Origin of the sequence: Klebsiella sp. 2680 (genome assembly GCF_900198535.1) — a bacterium.
Lineage (GTDB): Bacteria > Pseudomonadota > Gammaproteobacteria > Enterobacterales > Enterobacteriaceae > Klebsiella > Klebsiella indica.
The window spans coordinates 305,521-321,241 of record NZ_FZNJ01000001.1; the positions used below are offsets into that span (position 1 = coordinate 305,521).

15 protein-coding genes and 1 other annotated feature are annotated in these 15,721 nt (G+C 53.1%); of the genes, 4 read left to right on the top strand and 11 right to left on the bottom strand.

Translation table 11 applies throughout. From position 1 onward, the window contains the following. Positions 1-280: 280 nt before the first annotated feature. Entirely contained in the window at positions 281-2,659 is a 2,379-nt protein-coding gene (gene ppsA / locus FN037_RS01585; RefSeq protein ID WP_138360384.1) for a phosphoenolpyruvate synthase, read from the bottom strand. A gap of 464 nt (positions 2,660-3,123) precedes the next feature. On the opposite strand from ppsA, the gene FN037_RS01590 reads away from it, so the two are divergent. The 3 genes from FN037_RS01590 (at position 3,124) to hemP (ending at position 5,499) form a co-directional block, all read left to right on the top strand. Further along, complete coding sequence (locus tag FN037_RS01590; RefSeq protein ID WP_138360383.1) at positions 3,124-3,957, top strand: pyruvate, water dikinase regulatory protein; 834 nt, start codon at positions 3,124-3,126, stop codon at positions 3,955-3,957. Positions 3,958-4,113: 156 nt separating this feature from the next. Beyond that, a complete protein-coding gene (locus tag FN037_RS01595; RefSeq protein ID WP_138360382.1) occupies positions 4,114-5,160 on the top strand; it encodes a 3-deoxy-7-phosphoheptulonate synthase in 1,047 nt (348 codons plus the stop codon). Between the two features lie 159 nt (positions 5,161-5,319). After that, positions 5,320-5,499, top strand: a complete 180-nt coding sequence (hemP, locus tag FN037_RS01600; RefSeq protein WP_138360403.1) for a hemin uptake protein HemP — start codon at positions 5,320-5,322, stop codon at positions 5,497-5,499. A 36-nt stretch (positions 5,500-5,535) separates the two neighbouring features. On the opposite strand, the gene selO is transcribed toward hemP, so the two are convergent. From selO to FN037_RS01620, 4 genes are all read right to left on the bottom strand, one after another. Beyond that, positions 5,536-6,978, bottom strand: coding sequence for a protein adenylyltransferase SelO (selO, locus tag FN037_RS01605; protein ID WP_142501424.1), 1,443 nt, complete (start codon positions 6,976-6,978; stop codon positions 5,536-5,538). A gap of 113 nt (positions 6,979-7,091) precedes the next feature. Continuing rightward, positions 7,092-7,556, bottom strand: coding sequence for an NlpC/P60 family protein (locus FN037_RS01610; RefSeq protein ID WP_138360380.1), 465 nt, complete (start codon positions 7,554-7,556; stop codon positions 7,092-7,094). An 81-nt stretch (positions 7,557-7,637) separates the two neighbouring features. Continuing rightward, entirely contained in the window at positions 7,638-8,387 is a 750-nt protein-coding gene (gene btuD / locus FN037_RS01615; RefSeq protein ID WP_142501425.1) for a vitamin B12 ABC transporter ATP-binding protein BtuD, read from the bottom strand. Then, positions 8,387-8,938 (bottom strand): glutathione peroxidase, encoded by a 552-nt coding sequence (locus tag FN037_RS01620; protein ID WP_142501426.1) that lies wholly within the window; start codon positions 8,936-8,938, stop codon positions 8,387-8,389. Before FN037_RS01620 ends, btuD begins: the two co-directional genes overlap by 1 nt. Before the next feature lie 347 nt (positions 8,939-9,285). On the opposite strand from FN037_RS01620, the gene FN037_RS01625 reads away from it, so the two are divergent. Continuing rightward, positions 9,286-10,086 (top strand): MetQ/NlpA family ABC transporter substrate-binding protein, encoded by an 801-nt coding sequence (locus tag FN037_RS01625; RefSeq protein ID WP_138360377.1) that lies wholly within the window; start codon positions 9,286-9,288, stop codon positions 10,084-10,086. 49 nt (positions 10,087-10,135) lie between these two features. Here the strand turns inward: FN037_RS01625 and btuC are convergent, their stop codons facing one another. The 6 genes from btuC to rplT form a co-directional block, all read right to left on the bottom strand. Beyond that, positions 10,136-11,122, bottom strand: coding sequence for a vitamin B12 ABC transporter permease BtuC (btuC, locus tag FN037_RS01630; protein WP_138360376.1), 987 nt, complete (start codon positions 11,120-11,122; stop codon positions 10,136-10,138). 96 nt (positions 11,123-11,218) lie between these two features. After that, complete coding sequence (gene ihfA / locus FN037_RS01635; RefSeq protein ID WP_004102960.1) at positions 11,219-11,518, bottom strand: integration host factor subunit alpha; 300 nt, start codon at positions 11,516-11,518, stop codon at positions 11,219-11,221. Positions 11,519-11,522: 4 nt separating this feature from the next. Beyond that, complete coding sequence (gene pheT, locus FN037_RS01640) at positions 11,523-13,910, bottom strand: phenylalanine--tRNA ligase subunit beta (protein WP_142501427.1); 2,388 nt, start codon at positions 13,908-13,910, stop codon at positions 11,523-11,525. A 15-nt stretch (positions 13,911-13,925) separates the two neighbouring features. Continuing rightward, on the bottom strand, positions 13,926-14,909 hold the full coding sequence (gene pheS / locus FN037_RS01645; protein ID WP_138360374.1) for a phenylalanine--tRNA ligase subunit alpha: 984 nt from the start codon (positions 14,907-14,909) through the stop codon (positions 13,926-13,928). A 189-nt stretch (positions 14,910-15,098) separates the two neighbouring features. After that, positions 15,099-15,223 (bottom strand) — a sequence feature (Phe leader region). After that, positions 15,174-15,218, bottom strand: coding sequence for a pheST operon leader peptide PheM (gene pheM / locus FN037_RS24320; RefSeq protein WP_164081233.1), 45 nt, complete (start codon positions 15,216-15,218; stop codon positions 15,174-15,176). It overlaps the preceding feature by 45 nt. Positions 15,224-15,340: 117 nt before the next feature. Further along, positions 15,341-15,697, bottom strand: coding sequence for a 50S ribosomal protein L20 (gene rplT / locus FN037_RS01660; RefSeq protein ID WP_138360372.1), 357 nt, complete (start codon positions 15,695-15,697; stop codon positions 15,341-15,343). Positions 15,698-15,721 lie beyond the last annotated feature (24 nt).

Below are 15,721 nucleotides of genomic sequence, written 5' to 3' on the forward strand. Positions count from 1 at the left end.
CGCATCCAGGACTGGCCGTCAGATGAAGTCGGAGTGGAACTGACCGCGTAGCGGCAGGTTTTCAGCGCAATGCCGGGTTATGGGGGCGAGCGAAACGCCCCCATGCCGTTCACAGGCTGTGGAGATGACCCATATCCTCGGATGGACAGTGAACAGAACAGTTCACCGACCCAAACCCGGCGAAAACGAAAAATGCGCCATTTTCGCCAAAGCCACCTCTTTAACTGAAAGCCTCTGACCAGTATTACGCCATTGGACGGGAATAGTGTATATCAACAGCTTACTTATTCAGCTCCGCCAGGCCTAGCCAGGTTTGCACGACGGTATCAGGATTCAGGGAAAGGCTATCAATCCCCTCCTCCATCAGCCAGGCAGCGAAGTCTTCGTGATCGGATGGCCCCTGACCGCAAATACCCACGTATTTACCCTGTTTCTTCGCCGCACGAATAGCCATCGACAGCAGCGCTTTTACCGCATCGTTGCGCTCATCAAACAGCTCAGAAACCACGCCGGAATCACGATCCAGACCCAACGCCAGTTGCGTCATGTCGTTGGAACCGATTGAGAAGCCGTCAAAGTATTCGAGGAACTGCTCCGCCAGTAGCGCATTCGATGGGATTTCACACATCATAATGAGCTTCAGGCCATTCTCGCCACGCTTAAGCCCCTGGCGCGCCAGCTCTTCGACCACAGCTTTTGCCTGTGCGACGGTCCGGACAAACGGCACCATGATTTCGACGTTAGTCAGCCCCATGTCGTTACGCACCCGCTTAACCGCCTCACACTCCAGCGCAAAGCAGTCACGGAAGCTTTCGGAAACATAACGACCGGCACCGCGGAAACCCAGCATCGGGTTCTCTTCTTCCGGCTCGTAACGCTCGCCGCCGACCAGATTCGCGTACTCGTTAGATTTAAAGTCAGAAAGACGCACAATCACCCGTTTCGGGAAGAAAGCCGCACCAAGGGTTGAAATCCCCTCCGTCAGGCGACCGACATAGAACTCTCTGGGTGAATCATAACCCTTCATCAACTCGCGGATTTCGCCCTGCAATGCCGGTTCCTGATCGTCAAACTCCAGCAAGGCGCGGGGGTGTACGCCGATCATGCGGTTGATAATAAACTCCAGACGCGCAAGGCCCACGCCTTCGTTTGGCAGGCAGGCAAAATCAAAGGCGCGATCCGGGTTACCGACGTTCATCATGATCTTCAGCGGCAGATCCGGCATGTCGCCAACGCAGGAGCTCTTCACGCTAAAGTCGAGTATTTCGGCATACACGTAGCCGGTATCGCCTTCGGCGCAGGAGACGGTCACGTTCTGATTTTCCTGGATGCGATCGGTCGCATTGCCGCAGCCAACCACCGCCGGGATCCCCAGTTCGCGAGCGATAATCGCCGCATGACAGGTACGCCCGCCGCGGTTAGTCACAATCGCCGCCGCTTTCTTCATGATCGGTTCCCAGTCCGGGTCGGTCATATCAGTGACCAGCACATCGCCGGGCTCAATGCGGTTCATTTCACTGATATCATGAATAACTTTTACCGGCCCGGCACCGATGCGATGACCGATAGCGCGCCCCTCAGAAATAATCTGCCCTTGCGCATGCAGGGTGTAACGCTCCATCACCTGGCCGCGGGAACGGACCGTTTCCGGACGCGCCTGCACGATGAACAACTCACCGGTATGACCATCTTTCGCCCATTCGATATCCATCGGACGGTTGTAGTGCTTCTCGATTTGCACCGCTTGTTTCGCCAGTGCCTGCACTTCGGCGTCGGTCAGGGAGAAAACATCGCGTTGCGCCTGCGGAACATCTTCGATACGCACCTGTTTCCCATGTTCCTGGGTTGCGGCATAAACCATGCGGATCTTTTTCGACCCCATCGTGCGGCGCACGATAGCCGGGCGACCCGCCGCAAGCGTGGGCTTATGAACGTAAAACTCATCCGGGTTTACCGCCCCCTGCACCACCATCTCGCCGAGCCCCCAGGCGGAAGTGATAAACACCACCTGATCAAAACCGGATTCGGTGTCGATGGAGAACATGACGCCGGACGATGCGAGATCGGAACGCACCATCCTCTGCACCCCGGCGGAGAGCGCCACGCCGCGATGATCGTAGCCCTGATGCACGCGGTAGGAAATTGCGCGATCGTTAAACAACGATGCAAATACGTGCTTAACGGCAACCAGAACTGCATCAAAGCCCTGTACGTTAAGAAATGTCTCTTGCTGCCCGGCGAAGGAGGCGTCCGGCATATCTTCCGCCGTCGCGGAAGAGCGCACAGCAAAGGAGGCCTCAGCATTGTCGGCGGACAATCGGGTATACGCGTCGCGAATCGCGTTTTCCAGCTCGCTCTGGAACGGCGTATCGATGATCCACTGACGGATCTGCGCACCGGCGTTCGCTAATGCGGAAACGTCGTCAATGTCGGTTGCATCCAGCAGTTCATAAATACGCTGGTTTACACCACTTTGGTCCAAAAACTGATTAAACGCATCAGCGGTAGTGGCAAACCCGTTCGGTACGGAAACGCCCATACCTGACAGATTTGTAATCATTTCACCAAGGGAGGCATTTTTGCCCCCAACCCTGTCTACATCATTCATGCCGAGTTGGTTATACCAAAGCACCAGCGGTGACGAGCCATTGTTGGACATTGAGACAATCCTTTTGTGATTTAATACCAGTGATATACACGCCCTTTCAGACTGTTTTCCCGTTAACGGCGCATTGAATCCCTGTCGCCGCGTTATCACCGCGCTCGGGGATTCCATCGCTCGCCGCCAGACGACATTCTGAATGGTGTTGTGTATAAATAATTCACGATCAACTACCGGATTTATCCTGACATATTTATGCGACTGAAAAAAACGGTGAATCGTTCAAGCAAATTATTTTTTCATTTTTAGGATTCTTTGCCGGTTATACATAACTCCATGATTCTTTGGGAATCTGGTGAGATTTAATACCAAAGCCAGACCAATAATAAAAATGAACTCACCTTTTCATTAAAAATAAAAATAGCATTTCATTTTTTAAAATTGAGACAAAGAGTGGCACGATATGCTTAAATTTAATATCAACTTTCAAACAATTAATCGTGTTATACCGGATGGTCAAAATGGAAAGTGTTGTCGATCGCCACGTGTTTTATATTTCCGATGGAACCGCCATTACGGCAGAAGTTTTAGGGCATGCGGTCATGTCGCAATTCCCGGTTACCACCAGCAGCGTGACCCTGCCCTTTGTTGAAAATATCAGCCGTGCACGGGCCGTGAAAGAGCAAATTGACGCCATTTTTGAACAAACCGGTATTCGGCCACTGGTTTTCTATTCCATTGTACTTCCGGAAATCCGCGACATCATCGTGCAAAGCGAAGGCTTTTGTCAGGATATTGTCCAGGCGCTGGTGGCACCGTTACAGCAGGAGCTACGCCTTGACCCGACGCCCATCGCCCATCGCACTCATGGCCTGACGCCGGGCAATCTGAACAAATACGACGCGCGTATCGCAGCGATTGATTACACCCTTGCTCACGATGACGGGATCTCGTTGCGTAATCTTGATCAGGCTCAGGTGATCCTTCTTGGCGTCTCACGCTGTGGAAAGACGCCCACCAGTCTGTATCTGGCGATGCAGTATGGTATCCGCGCCGCTAACTATCCATTTATCGCCGATGATATGGACAATCTGATTCTTCCTGCATCGTTAAAGCCGCTGCAGCACAAACTTTTCGGTTTAACAATCAATGCGGAGCGCCTGGCGGCCATCCGCGAGGAGCGGCGGGAAAATAGTCGCTATGCTTCTTTGCGCCAGTGCCGCATGGAGGTCACCGAAGTCGAAGCGCTGTACCGCAAAAACAAAATTCCTTGCCTGAACAGTACCAATTATTCCGTGGAAGAGATCGCCACCAAAATTATGGACATTATGGGTCTAAGTCGTAAAATGTACTAATAGACTAGTACGATATTATAAATTTGTTTATGCTATCACTTGCACCCTATACAGGATCATGCCCTGCTCTTGCAATAAACAGGGATTGCTTTATCGTGATACGCATCACTTCCTGGTATTTTCGCCGAGGAAGAAACAGATTTTTGAGACCCCCGAATGAATAAAACAGACGAATTGCGTACCGCGCGCCTTGAAGGCCTGGTCACGCCCGCGGAACTGGCGCAACGGCACCCTATATCCGCCGCCGTTGCAGCACATGTTTCCGCAACACGCCGCCGAATCGAGAAAATCCTCACCGGTGAAGATCGCCGCCTGCTGGTGGTGATCGGTCCATGTTCCATTCACGATACAGATGCGGCGATGGAATATGCTCGCCGCCTGCAAGGGATGCGCAGACGCTATCAGCCACAACTGGAAATCGTTATGCGCACCTACTTTGAGAAGCCACGTACGGTAGTCGGCTGGAAGGGGCTCATCTCGGACCCTGACCTGAACGGCAGTTACCGGGTTAATCACGGTATTGAGCTGGCACGGAGCCTGCTGTTACAAGTGAACGAGCTGGGCGTACCGACCGCCACCGAGTTTCTCGATATGGTGACCGGGCAGTTTATTGCCGACCTGATAAGTTGGGGCGCGATTGGCGCACGCACCACTGAGAGCCAAATCCACCGTGAAATGGCCTCCGCGCTCTCCTGTCCGGTAGGTTTTAAGAACGGCACCGATGGTAATACACGTATCGCCATTGATGCCATTCGCGCTTCTCGCGCCAGCCATATGTTCCTGTCGCCGGACAAGCAAGGGCAGATGACTATCTACCAGACCAGCGGCAACCCTTACGGTCATATCATTATGCGCGGTGGTAAAAACCCGAATTATCACGCTGATGATATTGCCGCCGCCGGAAGGGCGCTGGCGGAATTCGACCTCCCGGAACAACTGGTCGTCGATTTCAGCCATGGCAACTGCCAGAAGCAGCACCGCCGCCAACTGGAGGTTTGCGCCGATATTTGCCAGCAGATCCGCGCAGGATCGACCGCCATTGCCGGGATCATGGCCGAAAGTTTCCTGCAAGAAGGGACACAGAAGGTGATTCCCGGCCGGCCGTTGACCTGGGGCCAATCAATCACCGACCCTTGTCTGAGCTGGGAAGATAGCGAACGATTGCTTGATGAATTAGCCGACGCAACCGCCAGCCGCCTGTAGCCCTTCCCCCCACCGACACCGCGGTGGGGAGTCCCTCGCATTGATTTCCGGTCTGTCACCGGCCAACTGGCATCACGGGTTAAATAATCCTTGCGATGAAAAACAACATTATTGATAATGATTATCATTGTTGATTTGATTTTGGGTGCTTTGACGCATATGGATAACGCTGCCACAGCAGAAATAACAAAAGACAATACTCCCTATCCTGTCCCCTCTGACAGAGTGATAAGCAGCCTTGAATTATTAGGCCCTGAAGGGCGAGTGGTCATTGAACACAGCGGTCAGCGTTATTTACTCCGCCAGACCCATGCCGGTAAGCTGATCCTGACTAAATAATGATCCCCGCCATTTGCGCGACGGGGATGGCCAAACCTAACTGGAACAGCTCACTTCAAGACGTTTCCCCCATTCCGGCGGACGATGAGTATAATCGTCCGACCGATCGGCAAAAGGCTGAGATAATGCGTTGTGCAGACGCGCCAGTTCACTCATATCCCCTTGTTCCGCCTGCTCAATCGCCCGTTGCGCCAGCCAGTTTCGTAATACGATCGCCGGATTGACGCTCCGCATATGCGCCTGTCGCCACGCATCATCAATCTGCTCATCGCACAGGCGCGAACGGTAACCAGCAAACCAGCTATCAAAGGCGGCACGGTCAATAAATTCATCGCGCAATGGCGAAGCGGCGCTGGCCTGTTCACTCTCGCTCAACATCCGGAACGTTCGCGTGTAGTCGCTGCCTTCACGTTCCATCAGGGAAAACAGGCCATTCAGTAGCTCATTATCCCCTTTCTGTTGGGTTAACAGCCCCAGTTTATCGCGCATACGCTGACCATAAGCCGTCAGTAGTTTGTGCTGGTAACTATCCAGAGCGCAATTCAATGCCTCCGCGTTGATAAACGGTGACAATGATTGCGCCAGCCGCTGTAAATTCCACAGCCCGACAGCAGGCTGATTGTCAAAGCTGTAGCGCCCCTGATAATCAGAGTGGTTACAGATAAAGCCTGGCTGGAAATCATCGAGGAAACCATATGGACCGTAGTCCATTGTCAGCCCCAGAATCGACATATTATCGGTATTCATTACCCCATGCGCGAAGCCGATCGTCTGCCAGCCGGCAATCATTTCCGCCGTCCGCGTGACAACGTCACTGAACCACAAAATATACTTATCCGCTTCGTTCTGCAGATGTGGCCAGTGATGACGGATCACATAGTCCGCCAGTTGTTGGACCTTTTGCGGCTCACGGCGATAGTAAAAATGCTCAAAATGGCCAAAGCGGACATGGCTTTCGGCAAGACGCATCAGCATCGCTCCGCTCTCGACGGTTTCACGGTACACCGGGGTATCGCTGGTCACCATAGCCAGCGCACGCGTGGTGGGGATACCGAGCGCATGCATCGCTTCCGACGCCAGAGCTTCACGAATCGTCGAACGCAGTACTGCCCGCCCGTCGCCCATGCGTGAATAGGGCGTCAACCCAGCCCCCTTGAGATGCCAGTCAAAACGACGGCCATCGGATAGCTGCTGTTCGCCGAGCAGAATGCCGCGCCCATCGCCAAGCTGACCGGCCCACGCGCCGAACTGGTGACCGCTGTAAACCTGCGCCAGCGGCGACATACCGGGCAGCAACGTTTCGCCTCCCCAGACGCCTGCTCCCTGCTGTGGACGGAATAGCGTTTCGGGAATACCCAGCGTTTGCGCCAGCGACGCATTGTGCCAGGCAAGTCGCGCATTCTCTAACGGCGTTGGGGCCAGAGCGGTGTAAAAATCCGGCAGTTCATCATGCCAGTGGGTTGTAAAAGACAGGGTCATGGTTCCTCCTGTCTTCAGTGTAGTGCTTTCAACAAACTATTAACACGGAGCGATTTCAGGGATATTGGCTAAAAAGGCAAGAGCGTCGCCTCCCTCCGGATAATTGTTCGATGCTAGATCCTTCTCGCCTGCCAGAATTTTTTATGCCAGTAGACATTATTTAACGATGAACGCGTCACGCCCTGACTGGTTGACGCGTGGATAAACTGGTTATTGGTATCGTAAATCCCCACGTGCAGACCGCTCTCGCCAGAACCGGTCTTGAAAAAGACCAGGTCACCGGGTTGCAGTTCGCTCTTATCGATTTCCGTGCCGATTTCCGCCTGCTCACGGGTTTCCCGTGGCAGTTGCATCGAGAATTTATCGCGGAAAGTCATCACCACGAATCCCGAACAATCAACGCCGCGAGGCGACATTCCGCCATAGCGGTACGGCGCGCCACGCCAGTTTTGTAACTGCTCGTTCAGGTTGGCGACCACGACAATAGGATCGGCAAGCCGCGGGTCAGGCGGCGGTGCCCGATGGCTGCTACAGCCCGCCAAAAAGAGCGCAACGAACAAAATGAACCAGTAACGCATCTCAGACGAACCCTCTGTTCCCTGTTTAATTACCAGGATAATCTAGCCTGTTTATCAACCTACTGACAAGGTAACGGCGTGCTACTGTGATGCAACGAGCATAAGATGGCCTGCCACCTCCACTCTTCGGAAAGCCATGGCATAGGCAGCGGTTAAGTTTTCTTCGCTCAGTACTTCACACGTCCGGCCACAGGCGATTGTTTTCCCCTGACAGATAAGCCAGGAATGATGGGCATGCCGGAGAGTATGATTGAGGTCGTGGCTGCTCATCACGATAGCGACCCCTGAAGCGCTAAGTTCGCTTAATAGCCGATCGAGCGCAGCCTGCTGCGCCACATCAAGGCTGTTCATTGGCTCATCCAGCAGTAATAATTGCCCGGATGGATTGGCCTGAGGATGGATTTGCAATATTACCGCCGCCAGGCGCACCCGCTGCCATTCTCCGCCAGAAATGTGGTTTACCTGACGCTCAAGTTTATCGCTAAGACCCAGCGTCCCGGCGACATTCTCCAGTAGCGCGTTGTGCATACCGTTCTGCAAATGCAGTGACAGATAATGCCAGACCGGCATCGCGAAGGGCGGCATCTGATGTTGACACAGCCAGGCGCGATGATGCGCCAGAGCCTGTGCCGGCCAGTCGCTTAACGACCGCTCGTTCAGCATGACCCGCCCAGGTCCCGTCGCAAGACCCGCCATTCGCGCTAACAGCGTGCTCTTTCCCGCGCCGTTCGGCCCCACAAGGTGAATAATTTCACCCGGTCGGACATCTGCAGAAAACGGCGCCAGACGCCCCGTTTCCTCAACATCCTGTAACTGCATTAAAAACGGCATTATTTCGCTAATGCCTCTTTAATGGCTGCTGCCAGTTGCGGATCGTCCGGCGTCATATCCGGGGAGAACCGGCCGATGACCTGACCGTCACGGCCAATCAGGAATTTTTCGAAATTCCACAAAATATCATCCACATACAGCGGTGCCCGACCTTTACTGGCCATGCGCTCATAGAAGCCACTGCCTTCAGGCGCCACCGCCTGCGGCGCGGAATCAACCAGCTTCTGATACAAAGGCGCACGATGTTCGCCATTGACATCAATTTTGCTGAACATGGGGAAAGTCACGCCATAGGTCGTGCTACAGAACGTTTTAATCTCCTCCTCACTGCCTGGCTCCTGTCCGAGGAACTGATTACACGGGAAGCCAAGTACGCTAAAACCTTCGCTTTCGAGATCTTTTTGCAGTGCTTCTAACTGCGTATATTGCGGGGTCAGGCCACATTTCGAGGCGACGTTAACGATCAACAACACCTTGCCGGCATAGGGCAGAAGCGTTGTTTTCTCACCATCAATGGTGGTGACTTCAGTATTAAGAATATCGTGTTGCATAGCCTTCCCTCAGTGAATAAAACGGTTTCTGCGTCAGGTGATCCTTATCTACTGTAGCGGATTCAGGCCATGTCATTCTACTTTGAATCGCCCAGGAGTGTCTCTTGATGTAACAAAGCGCGCGACATACATTGGCCGCAACAGCGGCCGAGTAATTCAGTATACAGAGGTAAATGGATATATACCCGTCATACTTCAAGTTGCATGTGCGTTGGCTTTCCTCGTTCACCCCAGTCACGTACTGGAGTACGCTCCCGGGGATTCACTGCGTCGCCGCCTTCCTGCAACTCGAATAATTTAGGGTATAATACTATCTCGCAGTTTGTTAATTTAAGAGAGTTTTATTGATGAAAAAGATATTTAGCGCAGTGTTAATTGCGGCTTCCGTCACGCTGTTATCAGCCTGCTCGCCGGATGAAGATAATAAGATTAAAGTAGCAATTAACACCGGGCCGGATGAAGCTATCTGGAAAGTCGTAGAACATGTGGCTAAAGAAAAATACAACCTTAATGTCGAAGTGATCTCGTTTAATGATTACGTGCTGCCTAACGAAGCCTTAAACAATAAAGACGTCGATGTTAACGCTTTCCAGACGCTACCGTATCTTGACGCGCAGTCAAAAGAACGCGGCTATAAATTTGCTATTGTCGGTAAAACTTTTGTTTTCCCGATTGCGGCTTACTCTAAGAAAATCAAAAATATCAGTGAATTGCCAGATGGTGCGACAATTACTCTGTCAAATGAAGCCACGACGCTGGGACGCAGCCTGTTGCTGCTGCAGGCCCAGGGTTTAATCAAGCTGAAGGAGGGCGTGGGTTACCTGCCGACAACACTGGATATTATCAACAATCCCAAACAACTGAAAATTGTCGAAGTCGATACGCCGCAGTTGACCCGCACGCTGGATGACCCAAACGTTGCGCTGTCGATTATTAATACTAACTTCTCCGCCCAGGCGGGTTTGTCCGCTGCCCGCGATGGTTTATTTATGGAAGGCCCGGACTCTCCGTACGTCAACGCCATCGTTTCCCGTCAGGATAATAAAGACAGCAAGAAGGTTCAGGAACTGAAAAATGCGTTCCAGACCCAGGATGTTGCCGACAAAGCTGCGGAAGTCTACAAAGGCGATGCCATTAAAGGCTGGTAACACGTTTTTCCCCCACAGGCGCAGCGCCTGCGGGGGAAGCGTTGACCTATCATTGCGGACGCGCAGATTTCAATAATAACCAGACAAACACCGGCGCCCCCAGCGTAGCGGTGACCACACCGATAGGTAACTCCGCCGCCGGCAGCGCCAGACGCGCGACAATGTCGGCCACCAGCAGTGCGCTGGCTCCCGCTAACAGACAGGCCGGGAGCAGCACGCGATGATCGCTCAAACCGCATAAACGCAGAATATGCGGAATAACCAGACCGATAAAACCAATTGCCCCGGCCAGCGCCACGCTGACGCCCACCAGCCAGCCCGTGGTGATTACCAGCAGGTTACGCCACAGCGCCAGCGGCAATCCCAACTGGCGAGCAGAAACCTCCCCCAGCGCCAATAAATTCAGCGGCTGCGATTGCAGGCACACCCAGGCCAACACCGGTAATAACGCCAGCATCAACCATAGCTGTTGCCAGTCAACGCCGCCAAAACCGCCCATCATCCAGTACATCAGTTGGCGAAGATCAAACGACGTGGAAAAATAGACCGCCCAGGTCATCAGCGCGCTACAAATAATGCCGAGCGCAACGCCCGCCAGCAGCAGACGACTGGTTGATAAATGCCGCCTGGCGAAGCGCAGTAAAATAAAGGTGATGATCAGCGCCCCCATGATCGCGCACAGCCCCAGAGCCCAGTCGGGCAGCCACCCTTTGCCCAACAAAACGGCTGCAATCAAGCCCACCCCGGCACCGTTGGAAACCCCCAGCAGCCCTGGTTCGGCCAGCGGGTTTTCAAACAACGCCTGCATAACCGCCCCCGAAAGCGCCAGCGCGGCGCCGACCAGCAAAACAGCCAGCGTCCGCGGCAGACGGATCTGCCAGATAAAAAGCTCGCCTTTGGCGCTGAACCATTCGCCAGGGCCTATCCACTGGTCGCCTGCGCACAGGCTGATGATTGACGTTATCAACAACAACAGCGTTAATCCGGCAAGCCATCGCCAGTTATGACGCCGTTGAATTTGAGCAAAAATCAGCATAGATTCCGAAATCCACAACAGGAATGTGATTGATTTTACTGTATTCAGCAAAGAAAAGAAAAAAGGCCGCATAGCGGCCTTTTTGGTTAGTTCAGATTATTTGTCTCTGGGTGACGCATTTTCGACACGGCTTTTTAGCTTCTGACCGGGTCTGAACGTCACAACTCGCCGGGCTGTGATTGGAATATCCTCTCCCGTTTTCGGATTACGACCCGGGCGTTGGTTCTTATCACGCAAATCGAAGTTGCCGAACCCGGAGAGTTTTACCTGCTCACCGTTTTCCAGAGCGCGACGGACCTCTTCGAAAAACAACTCTACCAGCTCTTTAGCATCCCGCTTGCTAAGCCCAAGCTTATCAAACAGATATTCTGACATTTCAGCTTTTGTAAGCGCCATAGGTTCAATCCCTCAATGATGCCTGGAATCGCTCTTTCAATGCCTCTACACATTTGGCGACGGTAGCGGCAATCTCCTCTTCTTCGAGTGTACGGCTGGTATCCTGGAGGATTAGGCTAATCGCAAGACTCTTAAAGCCTTCCGCCACACCTTTACCGCGGTACACGTCAAATAAGTTTACGCCAACTACCTGATTTACGCCAACTTTCTTACACTCGGCTAAAACATCGGCTGCCGGCACATTTTCCGCCACAACAACAGCGATGTCACGACGGTTAGCCGGGAAGCGAGAAATCTCGCGCGCCTGAGGCACCACGCGGTCTGCAAGCTTGTTCCACTCCAGTTCAAATACCAAAGTGCGACCGTTCAGATCCAGTTTACGTTCCAGTTCGGGATGAACAACCCCAATAAAACCAATGCGTTCACCTTTCAGATAAATCGCTGCCGACTGGCCTGGATGCAGTGCCGGATTCGCTTCCGCCCTGAACTGAATGTCGGCCAGTTTACCGGTGAGTTCCAGCACCGCCTCCAGATCGCCTTTCAGATCATAAAAATCAACGGTCTCTTTCGCCAGATTCCAGTGTTCTTCATAGCGGTTGCCGCAAATGACGCCCGCCAGCATCAGATCCTGACGAATACCCAGATATGCCTGGGTATCCGGCACAAAACGCAGACCGGTTTCGAAGATGCGCACACGATTCTGCTGCCGGTTCTGGTTATAGACCACGGTTGACAACAGACCGGTCCACAGTGAAAGACGCATGGCCGACATCTCTATGGAGATCGGGCTTGGTAGAATCAGCGCCTCTTCCCCCGGATGTAACAGTTGCTGAACCTTCGGATCGACAAAGCTATAGGTGATCACTTCCTGATAACCTTTGTCATTAAGCATGGTTTTCACACGTTTCAGCGACAAGCTGGCTTCACGATGGCTACCCATGATTAAACCTGCCTGAATCGGCTTGTCAGGAATGTTATTGTAGCCATACACGCGCGCCACTTCTTCGACCAGGTCTTCTTCAATCTCCATGTCGAAACGCCAGCTCGGCGCAACCGCTTTCCACTCATCCTGACCTTCTGCCACTTCACAGCCAAGACGGCGCAGAATATCACCCACCAGCTCATCCGAAATGTGATGCCCGATCAGACGATCCAGCTTGCTACGGCGCAATGTAATGCGCGCCCGTTCAGGCAGCGTCGCCTCATTTGTAACGTCGATAACCGGACCGGCTTCACCACCGCAAATATCGATCAACAAACGGGTGGCGCGCTCCATTGCTTTGTACTGCAACGCCGGGTCCACACCGCGTTCATAGCGGTGGGAAGCATCCGTATGCAGACCGTGGCGACGCGCACGACCGGTAATAGACAGTGGGCTAAAGAAAGCACATTCCAGCAGAACGTTTTGCGTTTCCCCATTCACACCGGAATGCTCACCGCCGAAGATCCCGCCCATTGCCAGCGCTTTCTGATGGTCAGCAATAACCAGGGTGTCGGTATCCAGCGTCGCCTTGGAACCGTCCAGCAGCACCAGGGTTTCTCCTGCATGCGCCATACGTACGACAATCCCGCCTTCAATGCGATCTTTGTCGAATGCATGCATCGGCTGACCCAGTTCGAGCAGCACATAGTTGGTCACATCAACCACTGCGTCAATAGAGCGGATACCACAACGGCGCAGTTTCTCTTTCATCCACAGCGGCGTCGGCGCGCTGACATTAATACCTTTTACTACGCGGCCCAGATAGCGCGGACATGCATCCGTGGCTTCAACCTGAATGGGCAGAACATCATCAATGGTCGCCGCAACCGGCGTGATTTCTGGCATATTCAGCGGTGCTTTGTTAAGTACCGCCACATCGCGTGCCACGCCGATAATCCCCAGACAGTCCGCGCGGTTCGGCGTCACGCTGATTTCGATGGCGTTATCGTCCAGCTTCAGGTATTCGCGGATGTCGGTCCCCAGCGGCGCATCGGCAGGCAACTCGATGATGCCGCTATGGTCGTCGGAAATCCCCAGTTCGGAGAACGAGCACAGCATTCCTTCTGACGGCTCACCGCGTAGTTTAGCTGCTTTAATTTTGAAATCGCCCGGCAGAACCGCGCCAATGGTCGCAACGGCGACCTTCAGGCCCTGACGGCAGTTTGGCGCGCCGCAAACGATGTCCAGCAGACGTTCGCCACCGATGTTGATTTTCGTTACCCGCAGTTTATCGGCATTGGGGTGCTGCGCGCATTCAACCACCTCCCCCACAACAACGCCATTAAAGCTTCCCGCTACGGGCTCTACGCCATCCACTTCGAGCCCGGCCATGGTTATCTGTTCTGCAAGCGCTGCGCTATCGATAGCCGGGTTCACCCACTCGCGTAACCACAGTTCACTGAATTTCATTGTTCTGTCCTGCCCTTATTTAAACTGTTTGAGGAAACGCAGATCGTTTTCGAAGAATGCGCGTAAGTCGGTTACGCCGTAGCGCAGCATCGTCAACCGCTCCATGCCCATGCCGAAAGCAAAGCCAGAGTAGATTTCTGGATCAATACCGACATTGCGTAGTACATTCGGATGCACCATGCCGCAGCCGAGCACTTCCAGCCATTTACCATTTTTACCCATGACATCCACTTCGGCAGACGGTTCAGTAAACGGGAAATAGGACGGACGAAAACGAATTTGCAGATCTTCTTCAAAGAAGTTACGCAAAAAATCGTGCAGCGTTCCCTTCAGGTTGGTGAAGCTGATATTCGTATCAACGATCAGTCCTTCCATTTGGTGGAACATTGGGGTGTGAGTTTGATCGTAGTCGTTACGATACACGCGGCCAGGCGCAATAATGCGGATCGGCGGCTGTTGGTTAGCCATGGTGCGAATCTGCACGCCTGATGTCTGCGTGCGCAGAAGGCGGGTGGCATCAAACCAGAAAGTGTCGTGGTCAGCGCGTGCCGGATGGTGACCGGGAATGTTTAAGGCATCGAAGTTGTGGTAATCATCTTCAATTTCCGGGCCGGTCGCAACGGTAAAGCCAAGCTCACCGAAGAAACTTTCAATGCGGTCGATGGTACGGGTAACCGGATGCAGACCGCCGTTTTCGATACGACGTCCTGGCAGAGAGATATCGATAGTCTCAGCGGCCAGACGGGCATTGAGCGCCGCGCTTTCGAGCTCAGCTTTACGCGCATTTAGCGCCTGCTGAACCTGCTCTTTGGCTTCGTTGATAACCGCACCGGCTGCCGGACGCTCTTCAGCAGGCAGCTCACGCAGGGTTGTCATCTGAAGGGTTAACTGCCCTTTCTTCCCCAGGTATTCCACGCGGACATTATCCAGCGTAGCAACATCTGATGCCTCGTTAATGGCTGCCTTCGCACTGGCAACCAGCTCTGCGAGATGTGACATGGTTTTCCTCATTGTGTCGGTGCAGACACCGGTTCGTTGGACTAAATTTATCTGTGCTGTACACCATTACTCTGTCGTTCGAGTTGCAGGCAAGCGGCGAAGGAGTGCGCCCCCGGACATTGACATAATAACCACATGATCGGGGTGAACGATCGCCAGCAACGCATTTGCAACCTGGAATACGACGAGTAAAAAAAAGCCTCCACTTGGGAGGCTTCAGGGCGCTGTTTTCCGTTTCTTCTTTCACGCGCTAGCCTCCTGCGTTCAGGTGCTAGAGTAAAAAAAGAAACGGAAAATAGCAGCATTCATGCTTGCGTTACCTTGTCTGGTAAGAAACGTAAGGCCGTATTGAAAGGCTTACGGTTATAAAAGTCAATGTATTGCTACTCCTGAAACGAAAAGAGGGAGACTAGCCCCCTCTTTCAACTGGCTTATGCCAGTGCTGCTTTCGCTTTTTCGACCAGCGCGGAGAACGCTAATTTGTCGAACACGGCGATATCAGCCAGGATCTTACGGTCGATTTCAACAGAGGCTTTTTTCAGGCCGTTGATGAATTTGCTGTAAGAAATACCGTTCTGACGTGCTGCTGCGTTGATACGCGCAATCCACAGTTGACGGAACTGACGCTTACGTTGACGACGGTCACGGTAAGCATACTGACCTGCTTTGATAACAGCCTGGAAGGCAACGCGGTATACGCGAGAACGCGCACCGTAGTAGCCTTTAGCTTGTTTCAAAATTTTCTTGTGACGTGCACGGGCAACTACACCACGTTTTACGCGAGCCATATGTGCTCTCCTGTATCTATTCTA

Coding starts and splice junctions, on each gene's coding strand:
- ppsA (WP_138360384.1), bottom strand. CDS start 2,659: ATGTCCAACAATGGCTCGTCACCGCTGGTGCTTTGGTATAACCAACTC.
- FN037_RS01590 (WP_138360383.1), top strand. CDS start 3,124: ATGGAAAGTGTTGTCGATCGCCACGTGTTTTATATTTCCGATGGAACC.
- FN037_RS01595 (WP_138360382.1), top strand. CDS start 4,114: ATGAATAAAACAGACGAATTGCGTACCGCGCGCCTTGAAGGCCTGGTC.
- hemP (WP_138360403.1), top strand. CDS start 5,320: ATGGATAACGCTGCCACAGCAGAAATAACAAAAGACAATACTCCCTAT.
- selO (WP_142501424.1), bottom strand. CDS start 6,978: ATGACCCTGTCTTTTACAACCCACTGGCATGATGAACTGCCGGATTTT.
- FN037_RS01610 (WP_138360380.1), bottom strand. CDS start 7,556: ATGCGTTACTGGTTCATTTTGTTCGTTGCGCTCTTTTTGGCGGGCTGT.
- btuD (WP_142501425.1), bottom strand. CDS start 8,387: ATGCCGTTTTTAATGCAGTTACAGGATGTTGAGGAAACGGGGCGTCTG.
- FN037_RS01620 (WP_142501426.1), bottom strand. CDS start 8,938: ATGCAACACGATATTCTTAATACTGAAGTCACCACCATTGATGGTGAG.
- FN037_RS01625 (WP_138360377.1), top strand. CDS start 9,286: ATGAAAAAGATATTTAGCGCAGTGTTAATTGCGGCTTCCGTCACGCTG.
- btuC (WP_138360376.1), bottom strand. CDS start 11,122: ATGCTGATTTTTGCTCAAATTCAACGGCGTCATAACTGGCGATGGCTT.
- ihfA (WP_004102960.1), bottom strand. CDS start 11,518: ATGGCGCTTACAAAAGCTGAAATGTCAGAATATCTGTTTGATAAGCTT.
- pheT (WP_142501427.1), bottom strand. CDS start 13,910: ATGAAATTCAGTGAACTGTGGTTACGCGAGTGGGTGAACCCGGCTATC.
- pheS (WP_138360374.1), bottom strand. CDS start 14,909: ATGTCACATCTCGCAGAGCTGGTTGCCAGTGCGAAGGCAGCCATTAAC.
- rplT (WP_138360372.1), bottom strand. CDS start 15,697: ATGGCTCGCGTAAAACGTGGTGTAGTTGCCCGTGCACGTCACAAGAAA.